The organism is Ruminococcus sp. AF37-20 (genome assembly GCF_003460465.1).
In the GTDB taxonomy this organism is placed as follows: Bacteria; Bacillota; Clostridia; order Oscillospirales; family Ruminococcaceae; genus Hominimerdicola; species Hominimerdicola aceti.
The window spans coordinates 1-10,093 of sequence record NZ_QTVE01000039.1; the positions used below are offsets into that span (position 1 = coordinate 1).

The 10,093-nt window shown below is 44.0% G+C and carries 9 protein-coding genes; 7 read left to right on the plus strand and 2 right to left on the minus strand.

Features of this window, described 5'->3' with window-relative positions; all coding sequences use genetic code 11:
- Positions 1 to 314 precede the first annotated feature (314 nt).
- Entirely contained in the window at positions 315 to 2,132 is a 1,818-nt protein-coding gene (typA, locus tag DW015_RS12750) for a translational GTPase TypA (protein WP_022287673.1), read from the plus strand.
- 59 nt (positions 2,133 to 2,191) lie between these two features.
- Here the strand turns inward: typA and DW015_RS12755 are convergent, their stop codons facing one another.
- Complete coding sequence (locus DW015_RS12755; protein ID WP_117905897.1) at positions 2,192 to 2,815, minus strand: response regulator transcription factor; 624 nt, start codon at positions 2,813 to 2,815, stop codon at positions 2,192 to 2,194.
- A gap of 1 nt (position 2,816) precedes the next feature.
- A complete protein-coding gene (locus DW015_RS12760; RefSeq protein WP_242993297.1) occupies positions 2,817 to 3,902 on the minus strand; it encodes a histidine kinase in 1,086 nt (361 codons plus the stop codon).
- Between the two features lie 165 nt (positions 3,903 to 4,067).
- On the opposite strand from DW015_RS12760, the gene DW015_RS12765 reads away from it, so the two are divergent.
- The 6 genes from DW015_RS12765 to DW015_RS13650 form a co-directional block, all read left to right on the plus strand.
- Positions 4,068 to 6,032, plus strand: a complete 1,965-nt coding sequence (locus tag DW015_RS12765; protein WP_117905898.1) for an NAD(+) synthase — start codon at positions 4,068 to 4,070, stop codon at positions 6,030 to 6,032.
- 126 nt (positions 6,033 to 6,158) lie between these two features.
- Positions 6,159 to 7,478: a glutamine synthetase family protein gene (locus DW015_RS12770; RefSeq protein ID WP_117905899.1), complete on the plus strand. Its 1,320-nt coding sequence runs from the start codon at positions 6,159 to 6,161 to the stop codon at positions 7,476 to 7,478.
- Positions 7,479 to 7,511: 33 nt separating this feature from the next.
- Positions 7,512 to 8,084, plus strand: coding sequence for an ANTAR domain-containing protein (locus DW015_RS12775; RefSeq protein ID WP_117905900.1), 573 nt, complete (start codon positions 7,512 to 7,514; stop codon positions 8,082 to 8,084).
- Between the two features lie 100 nt (positions 8,085 to 8,184).
- On the plus strand, positions 8,185 to 9,048 hold the full coding sequence (fba, locus tag DW015_RS12780; RefSeq protein WP_117897864.1) for a class II fructose-1,6-bisphosphate aldolase: 864 nt from the start codon (positions 8,185 to 8,187) through the stop codon (positions 9,046 to 9,048).
- Positions 9,049 to 9,179: 131 nt separating this feature from the next.
- The gene (locus tag DW015_RS12785; protein ID WP_117905901.1) at positions 9,180 to 9,710 is read left to right on the plus strand and encodes a QueT transporter family protein; all 531 of its coding nucleotides are present in this window, start codon (positions 9,180 to 9,182) and stop codon (positions 9,708 to 9,710) included.
- Between the two features lie 123 nt (positions 9,711 to 9,833).
- The coding region (locus tag DW015_RS13650) for a hypothetical protein (RefSeq protein WP_207659393.1) at positions 9,834 to 10,093 on the plus strand (260 nt) is incomplete at its 3' end.

Below are 10,093 nucleotides of genomic sequence, written 5' to 3' on the forward strand. Positions count from 1 at the left end.
CTTTTCTTTTTTCTTAATTTTGTCCAATATCTATTGTAGCACTACACAAGGCGTAACCTGTGAATGATACTTTTTTCTTGACAAATCGGCAAAAATGTGCTATAATTCTCAATTAGGAAAGTTACCTTGCGGAAAATTTCGCAAGGTGCTTTTGTGTTTTATAGGCTTTTTGTGAAAAATTACGATTTTCTTTCCTTTGATGGGAGAAAATATATTTATAATTTTTATTGTTTATAATTTTTGCGAAATATATTAAGCAAATCGTTACAGAAAGCATTCGCTTTGCTGTGTCTTGATAAATCGGAGGAGTATGTATGATTAGAGAAGATTTAAGAAATGTTGCTATTATTGCCCACGTTGACCACGGTAAGACTACCCTTGTAGACCAGATGCTCAAGCAGAGCGGTACTTTCAGAGAAAATCAGGCTGTAGAAGAAAGAGTCATGGATTCAAACGATATCGAGCGTGAGAGAGGAATCACTATCCTTGCAAAGAATACTTCTATCAAGTATAAGGACGTTAAGATAAACGTTATCGACACCCCGGGCCATGCTGATTTCGGTGGTGAGGTAGAGCGTGTTCTTAAAATGGTAAACGGTGTTATACTGCTTGTGGACGCAGCCGAGGGTCCAATGCCACAGACAAGATTTGTGCTTCAGAAAGCACTTGAGCTTGGTCATAAAATAATCATCGTTATCAACAAGATAGACAGACCTGACGCTCGTCTTAACGAGGTAGGCGACGAAGTTCTCGAGCTTCTCATGGATCTTGACGCTACTGACGAGCAGCTTGACAGCCCTATCCTTTATTGCTCAGGCAGAGCAGGTACAGCTACTCATTCGCCAGATGAAGAGGGCAAGGATATGATACCTCTCTTTGACGAGATACTCAGCTATATCCCTGCACCTGAGGTAGATACTGAGGGTCCAATGCAGTATCTTGTTTCCGCTATCGACTACAACGAGTATGTAGGAAGAATAGCTATCGGCCGTATCGAGCGTGGCGAAATGAAAGTTAATCAGGACGTTACGATCGGCGACTATCATCAGACTAAGAAAGAATACCGTGGCAAGATAGTTACAATGTATCAGATAGAGGGACTTAACAGAGTTCCATGCCAGAGTGCAAAGGCTGGCGATATCGTTTGTATCAGCGGTATTGAGAATATCACTATCGGTGACACTATCTGCGACTTCGGCAACTTTGAGGCTGTACCTTTTGTTAAGATATCCGAGCCTACAGTTGAAATGACATTCTCTGTAAATAATTCGCCATTCGCAGGCAGAGAGGGCAAGTTCGTAACGAGCCGTCACCTGAGAGACAGACTTTTCAAGGAGCTTCTTAAGGACGTTTCACTGAGAGTTTCTGAAACAGACAGCACAGACGCATTCAAGGTCGCAGGACGTGGCGAAATGCACCTTTCTATCCTTATCGAGAATATGCGTCGTGAGGGCTATGAGCTTGGCGTTTCAACACCGCACGTTCTGTTCAAGGAGATAGAGGGCAAGCTTTGCGAACCTATCGAAAGACTTGTTATTGACGTTCCTGAGAACTGCGTAGGTTCTGTTATGGAGAAGATAGGTGCAAGAAAGGGCGAGCTTCAGGAAATGGCACCTGTTGGAAGCAGAATGAGACTAGAATTTCTTATCCCTGCAAGAGGACTTTTCGGATACAAGAGCGAGTTCCTTACAGACACAAAGGGTGAGGGTATCATGAGTTCTGTATTCCATGACTACGAGCCATATAAGGGCGAGATACCAAAGAGAGCAACAGGCTCACTTGTTGCATTTGAAACAGGCGAAGCTGTAACATACGGTCTTTACAACGCACAGGAGAGAGGCGAGCTGTTCATCACAGCAGGCACACCTGTATATGAGGGAATGATAGTTGGCGCTTCACCAAAGCAGGAAGACCTTGTTGTAAATGTCTGCAAGAAGAAGCACCTTACAAATACCCGTGCAAGCGGTTCTGATGACGCTCTCAGACTTGTCCCGCCAAGAAATCTCAGCCTTGAGGATTCACTTGAGTTTCTCGCTGATGATGAGCTTCTTGAAGTAACACCAAAGAGCATAAGAATAAGAAAGCGTATTCTGAGCAACTCACAGAGAGCTAAGGAAAGAGCTAAAATGTAATAATAAAAAAAGAGGAGCGGTCATGCCGTCTCCTCTTTACTTTTTATGAAATTGTAGTGCTATTGTATGTTGGTGTAGTAGAAAATAGCAAGCTGTGTGCGGTCACGGAGGGAGAGCTTTTCCAGGATAGTGCTGATGTAATTTCGCACTGTGCCCTCACTGAGATAAAGCAGTGAGGCTATTTCCTTGTTGCTAAGCCCTTTTGCCACCTGTTCGATTATCTCCTGCTCTTTTTCGACTATGCCGTAGTGGTCAAAATCAAAACTGCTGTGATTGGTAAGAAGCTCAGGAAGCTTGCTTGCAACATCTGAGCCGAAAACTGTCTGCCCATTCATGACGGTTTCAAGGGCAGGGCATATGCTTTCAAAATCCTGCTTTAAAATATATCCCTTTGCTCCCATAAGCACAGCCTTTATAATGTATTCATCATCAGAAAATGTGGTAAGATAAAGTATCCTTGCGTCAGGGTACCCAGCAAGGATCTTTTCGCCGGCTTCAATGCCGCTCATGCCGTTCATGCGGATATCCATAAGCAGAACATCAGGCTTGAGAAGAGAATAAAGCTCTAGGGCTTCCTCGCCGCAGCTTCCCATGGCAAGAACTTTCACACTGCCTGTGCTTTCAAGAATAGTTTTCAGCGACACCGCCACAAGCTTGTCATCATCTATTATAACAATGTTCATGTCAAGACCTCCGTTCAGTCAGGTTTTGTTTCGGCACAGACAGAAAAATGCGGAATCCCTTGCTGTCCGATGTGATGTTTATGTTTCCATTTAAAGAAGCCGCACGCTCACGCATATTGGCAAGCCCCATTCCGCTTTCGTCTATCTTTTCGGGACAGCTTCCGTTGTCTGCGATACTAAGCTGATAAAGAGCAGGGTGTTCACGAATGATTATTTTTATGCTGTCGCCGTCGCTGTGCTTTGCGGTATTGGAAAGTGCTTCTTTTATAATGCCAATAAAGCAAAGCTTCACATCTCGTGACATCCTTTCAGAAAAGTCATAATCACAGCTTACTGCAAATCTGTCTTTCAGAGGTCTTATGCAGTCTTCAACAGCAGGCTTTAGTGCGATAGAATCGTCATGAAGATCATGAACGCTGCTTCGTATGCTCGTCATGGCGGTGTTCAGCGTGCCGCTCAGGTCGTTGATGGCTTCACCGACAGTTTTATCTTTGTTTATGACCGAGAGCGCACCAAGCTGTAAAATAGACCTTGTGAGCATATGTCCCACGTTATCGTGTATCTCCCTTGCAATGCGGTTACGCTCTTTCAGCGTGGCAAGATATATCTCGTAGTCTTGATTTCTCTGCATGGCTTTGTTTTTCTCTACAAGCTGGGTGGTAAGTTCTTTTGAATTGTCACGGGTATTTATGAGCATCTTTGTCAGCTTTTCGTTCAGAACGCTGCGGCTTGAAATTGTGAAGCTTACCAAAAAAAGAGCGACAAGCGGGAAGAGGTCTTTTCCCAGAGTGAATATATTTGCAAGTACGCCTATGAATGTTAAGACCATAGCAGGGTAAAATTTTGTACAGAAAGCATCATAAAGCACCAAAGGGGCGAGTATCAAAGCTTCTTTACTGAAAATGCAAAGTGAGCTGTACGCAATAACTGAAAGGTATGCAACGGCAGAGCTTGGTTTTATTTGAAAGATAGCGGAGCATATGACAGCCAATAGTAATGTGGTGATGTTTGACGGATCTGTTCCTTCTGCAAGCATGAATGCACAGCAGCTAAGGCCTAAAAGAAACTTATCCCACAGCTTGTTCATATGGCGTTCCCTCCTTGATGTGATATCTCAATTTTAACACATTAGTGGCGGATTGTCTAGTATCGTTCTAAAATAGTTTTGCTATACTGTAAAAATCATTGACTTATACCTATAAAAAATGGTATAATGATAACAATGATAATATCTTGTAAGGAGCATATTTTTATGAAAGACGGTTTTATAAAGGTCGCCGCCTGCACCCCTGAGATACAGGTGGCAGACGTTGACTTCAATGTGGATAAAATAATCAGTCAGCTTGAAAAGTGCAGGGAAGAGGGCGTAAAGGTCGCTGTGTTCCCTGAGCTTTGCATAACAGGTTATACCTGTCAGGACTTGTTCTTTCAGAACGCTTTGCTTGACAAGGCAATGGAGGGTGTTGTAAAGATAGCAAAGACTACTGCTGACAGCGATATGCTTGTGGCTGTGGGTGTGCCTGTGAGAGCAAACGGCAAGCTTTATAACTGTGCGGCTGTGATACAAGACGGCGAGGTGCGTGCCTTTGTACCTAAAACGCATCTGCCGAACTATAACGAATTTTATGAGGCAAGACATTTTGCACCATACAGAGGCGAATGTGCTGCCATTGATCTGAGAGAGTACGGACAGCTTGAATTTATGCCGCCTATGGAACAGACCATTTTCGTATGTGATGAGATACCTGAGCTTGTGGTGGGCTTTGAACTTTGCGAGGACTTGTGGGTGGCTGACCCTGTTTCAAATTATCTTGCTAAAGCTGGGGCTACCCTTATATGCAATCTGTCTGCAAGCGATGAAGTTATCGGCAAGGACTCATACCGCAGACAGCTTGTATTGAACCAGTCCGCAAGGCTTGTGGCAGGGTATATCTATTGTTCTGCAGGTGACGGCGAGTCAACGCAGGATATGGTCTTTTCAGGTCACAATATCATTGCGGAAAACGGCTCTATACTTGCAGAGAGCAGGCTTTTTGAAAACGGCATTACCATATCGGAAATAGATTTTAAAAAGCTTGCCTTTGAGCGAAGAAAAATTTCCACCTATCCTGCAAGCGCAGAGTGGGACTATTCTTCCAAAGACAGCGGCTTTTTGGATAAGGACAACATCTCCCGTGAAAGATTCAGCCTTGAAATGGGCGAAACAGCTTTGACAAGAAAGTTTGCCAAAACGCCTTTTATCCCGTCAAATCAGGCGGAGAGAAACGAGCGCTGTCACCTTATTTTGCAAATGCAATCCCATGGACTTATGAAGCGTATCGCACACACACATTCCAAGACTGTGGTCATTGGCATTTCAGGGGGACTTGATTCTACGCTTGCACTGCTTGTGTGTGTAATGGCAATGGACTTGCTGAAACGTCCTCATACTGATATCGTTGCGGTGACGATGCCATGCTTTGGCACAACAAAGCGCACACGCTCCAATGCGGAGATACTTTGCGACGCTTTGGGGGTAACGTTCAGAGAGGTAGATATCTCAAAAGCAGTTTTACAACACTTTGAAGATATCGGTCACGATTATAACGATCACAGCGTTGTGTTCGAGAATGGTCAGGCGAGAGAGCGCACAAAGGTGCTTATGAATATCGCAAATCAGGTGAGCGGAATGGTGATCGGCACAGGCGACCTGAGCGAGCTTGCTCTCGGCTGGGCGACCTACAACGGCGACCATATGTCCATGTACGGCGTGAACGCATCTATCCCTAAGACCTTGGTAAGGCATATCGTTCAGTATTACGGCGACACCTGCACATCTGATACTCTGAGAGATGTACTGTACGATATTTTGGACACTCCTGTTTCTCCTGAGCTTCTTCCTACCGACGAGAGTGGCACTGAGATGACACAGAAAACAGAAGACCTTGTCGGTCCATATGAGCTTCATGACTTCTTCCTTTACTATGGCATACGCTGGGGCTTTGAGCCGTCAAAGGTGAAAAGGCTTGCGAAATATGCCTTTGAGGGGGATTATCCTGACGAGGTCATAGACAAGTGGCTCAAAACATTCTATCGCAGATTTTTCTCACAGCAGTTCAAGCGCTCCTGCCTGCCTGACGGCGCAAAGATCGGTTCTGTTACCCTGTCACCGAGAGGGGATTGGAGAATGCCGTCTGACGCTGTGGCTAAGCTTTGGCTGGAGGATATCGACAAATAACGCAAGGTAAAAATAAAGTAACAAAATCTTTATAACTGCTCGGTTTTACAGAATTGGCTGTTCAGATATAATTATAAGTAAGGAACGGAAATCTTTTCTGAACAGTATCATTACGGAGGATTTATTATGAAATACACAGAGAAAGAGGTTTTGCAGTTCGTTGAAGAAAACGACGTAAAGTTCGTAAAGCTCATGTTCTGCGATATATTCGGTTCGTTAAAGACTATCTCTGTTATAGCAGGCGAGCTGCCGAAAATATTCAGAGAGGGACTTATCTTTGACGCTTCAAAGCTCGGTGGCTTTTTGAATGTGACTGCTTCAGACCTTAGACTTTTCCCTGACCCTGATACGTTGGCGCTTCTTCCATGGAGACCACAGCATGGCAGGGTAGTAAGATTTTTCTGCCACCTGAAATATCCTGACGGAACTGCATTCGAGGGAGATGGCAGGTTTTTCCTCAAAACTGCTATCGCTTATGCGAAGGGCAAGGGATATAACTTCCAGATAGGCACTTCATGCGAGTTTTACTGCTTTGAAAAGGACGATACTGATATGCCTACAAAGCGTCCTCACGATTATGCAGGCTATTGTGACGCTGCGCCTGTTGACAGGGGAGAAAACCTCAGACGTGATATTTGCCTGACACTTGAGCAAATGGATATTTTCCCGGAAAGCTCAAGACATGAAACCGGTCCGGGTCAGAACGAGATAGATTTTCAGTATTCAAATGCACTGAAAGCAGCAGACAATCTTGTGACATTCAAAAACGTTGTAAAATCCGTTGCTGACAGAAATGGGCTTTACGCAACGTTCATGCCAAAGCCTATCGTTGACAACTGCGGCTCCGGTCTGCATATAATGCTAATGTGCATGAAAGGCACGGAAAATGTTTTCAGACCTCAGCTTGGCGGGCTTTCCAAAGAGGCTGAGCGCATGATAGCAGGAATACTGAAAAACGTTGGCGATATGACGCTGTTTCTAAACACCACTACAAATTCATACAAACGTTTTGGCAGTCTGCTTGCACCTAAGTACATTTCATGGTCACATGAAAATTATGCACAGCTTCTTCGTGCACCGCTTGCTGATACAGATGAGAATGGTATAATACTCCGCTCGGCAGACAACACCTGTAATCCTTACTTTGCTATGGGTCTGCTTATTTATGCCTGCATAGACGGCGTTATAAATAAGGAAGAACTTCCAAAACCTTTTAATTTCAATATAGGCTCGGCAGATGAAAGCGAGCTTGCAAAGCTTGAAACACTTCCGCAGTCTTTGAAAGAGGCAGTGGAACGTGCTGAAAAGAGCGAGTTTCTTGCAGATAGGCTTCCTGAGCATATGTTGGAGCGTTTTATCGCAATAGAAAAGGAGCTTATCATAGAATATGAGAGAGCTGCCGATAAGGAACAGTTTGAAACAGTCAGATATTTTTATCATCTGTAATGTCAGAGAAAGCTAAAAAAAGGAGGTGGGGAAATGGACAGGATACTTGTGGCTTCAAGCAATGACAAGGCAACAGCTATGCTTGTGAGTCTGTTAAAAGAAACATTTCCCGCCTGCAAGACTTCTATAGCCGCAACGGGTCTTGAAACAAGGCGAGCGGTAGGGTCAGGCAGTTATGACTGTGTCGTGATAAACTGTCCATTGTCAGACGAATATGGCAACGAGCTTGCGGAGATAGTCTGCACCTCAACTGACGCAAGCTGTGTGGCTATTGCAAAGTCGGAAAATGCGGATATCCTTGCGGATAAACTGGAAGATTTCGGCGTAATGGTGATACCAAAGCCGCTAGGCAGACAGTATTTTTACCGTTCAATGAAATTTGTCAGTGCCGCAAGAAAACGTATGCTCGGAATACGGTCTGAAAATCTGAAGCTTCACAAAAAGCTTGAAGAGATAAGAACGATAAACAGAGCAAAGTGCTCACTTATGCAGTATCTTGGCTTTACGGAACAGCAGGCTCATAAATATCTTGAAAAGCAGGCTATGGATAAGAGATGCACAAAGATCGAGGTGGCTCAGAAGGTCATCGAGATGTACGAGGTTTAAATGTTACATAATTGTTAAATTAATGTCACACTATTGCAATTGGCGGAGTAATGTTGTATAATAATAGAGGAAAATTTAAAATAACGGAGGTCGTTAAAAAATGTTAGTTTCAGCTAAGGAAATGATGACAAAGGCACTTGCAGGCAAGTATGCTGTAGGTCAGTTCAATATTAACAACCTTGAGTGGACAAAGGCTATCCTTCTCACTGCTCAGGAACTGCAGTCACCTGTAATTCTTGGTGTGTCTGAGGGCGCAGGCAAGTACATGACAGGCTTTAAGACAGTTGCTGCTATGGTAAAGGCAATGGACGAAGAGCTCGGTATCACAGTACCAGTAGCACTTCACCTTGACCACGGAACATATGAAGGCTGCTACAAGTGCGTAAAGGCTGGTTTCTCATCTATTATGTTCGACGGTTCACATTATCCATTTGAGGAGAACCTTGCTAAGTCAACTGAACTTGTTCACGTTGCAGATCAGCTTGGTCTTTCTATCGAGTGCGAAGTTGGTTCTATCGGCGGCGAAGAGGACGGCGTTGTAGGTATGGGCGAGTGTGCAGATCCAGACGAGTGCAAGACTATTGCTGATCTCGGTGTTACAATGCTTGCAGCTGGTATCGGTAACATTCACGGTAAGTATCCAGCAAACTGGCCAGGTCTTTCATTTGAGACACTTGCTGCTATCAAGGAAAAGGTTGGCGATATGCCACTGGTACTTCATGGTGGTACAGGTATTCCTGATGACATGATCAAGAAGGCAATCTCACTTGGCGTTGCAAAGATCAACGTAAACACAGAGTGCCAGCTTTCATTCCAGGAAGCTACAAGAAAGTACATTGAAGAGGGCAAGGATCTTCAGGGCAAGGGCTTTGACCCAAGAAAACTTCTCAACCCTGGCTTCGAGGCTATCAAGGCTAAGGTCAAGGAGAAGATGGAACTCTTCGGTTCTGTTGGCAAGGCTTAATCAATAGCTAAATTAACGTAAATAAACGGGCTGTCGTTTCGGCGGCAGCCTTTTTATGTTATTTCATTTTCCAATTAAATAGAGTGTAACCTAGATCAACCACTCACAAATAAAAACAAGGAGATTTTTTTATGGAAATTTTCAGTGCACGTCGTTTAACAAACATGGGACTTGTTGCAGCGATATACGTTGCGGCAACAATGCTTTGCAGCTCACTTGCATACGGACAGGTACAGTTTCGTGTGTCAGAGGTTTTGATGCTACTTTGTTATTTCAACAAGGATTACATCATTTCGCTTTCTATAGGTTGTTTGATAGTCAATCTATTCAGTACGCTCGGAATGGTGGACGTAGTATTTGGAACGCTTGCTACAGTTGTGGCAGCGGTTCTTATCTATCTGCTGAGAAACAAGGTAAATCTTGTAGTTGCGTCGCTTTTCCCGGTGATATCAAATGCGGTGATAGTTGGCTTTGAACTGACATATGTCTTCAAGACGCCGCTTCTTGTGAACATGGGCTGGGTAGCCTTAGGCGAATTTGTGTGCGTAACGATAGTTGGTGTAATACTTATCAAGGCGCTTATGAAGAACAAGTATTTCAGCAAGCTTGTGACTTTCGGCATGAATGATCAGGCTCTAAGTGAGCAGTTTAAAAACGGGTGATGATTCCGATATAAAAATCAGCCTGACTTTTTAGTCAGGCTTTATTTTTTTGCGTTTTTATCGAAAAAACTGCGAAAAAGTATTGACAAAGCACGTGTAATATGATATAATATTTACGTTGCATTGAGCAACGTTAAATATGCGGATGTGGCGGAATTGGCAGACGCGCTAGCTTCAGGCAGCGTAACGACAGTGGATTTATCTGCTTGCCGATTTCCTGTTCATATATCATGTGGAGCTGTTTGTGAAAAGCCCACCTCGGTTTTAGATTTGAGCCGAGTAAGAAGTTTCAAATTTTTATATGCGGATGTGGCGGAATTGGCAGACGCGCTAGCTTCAGGTGCTAGTGATCGCAAGGTCATGTGGGTTCAAGTCCCGTCATC

Excerpts from the sequence above, each read along its gene's own strand:
- DW015_RS12775 (WP_117905900.1), top strand. The coding sequence starts at position 7,512 with ATGGACAGGATACTTGTGGCTTCAAGCAATGACAAGGCAACAGCTATG.
- DW015_RS12785 (WP_117905901.1), top strand. The coding sequence starts at position 9,180 with ATGGAAATTTTCAGTGCACGTCGTTTAACAAACATGGGACTTGTTGCA.
- DW015_RS12760 (WP_242993297.1), bottom strand. The coding sequence starts at position 3,902 with ATGAACAAGCTGTGGGATAAGTTTCTTTTAGGCCTTAGCTGCTGTGCA.
- fba (WP_117897864.1), top strand. The coding sequence starts at position 8,185 with ATGTTAGTTTCAGCTAAGGAAATGATGACAAAGGCACTTGCAGGCAAG.
- DW015_RS12765 (WP_117905898.1), top strand. The coding sequence starts at position 4,068 with ATGAAAGACGGTTTTATAAAGGTCGCCGCCTGCACCCCTGAGATACAG.
- typA (WP_022287673.1), top strand. The coding sequence starts at position 315 with ATGATTAGAGAAGATTTAAGAAATGTTGCTATTATTGCCCACGTTGAC.
- DW015_RS12755 (WP_117905897.1), bottom strand. The coding sequence starts at position 2,815 with ATGAACATTGTTATAATAGATGATGACAAGCTTGTGGCGGTGTCGCTG.
- DW015_RS12770 (WP_117905899.1), top strand. The coding sequence starts at position 6,159 with ATGAAATACACAGAGAAAGAGGTTTTGCAGTTCGTTGAAGAAAACGAC.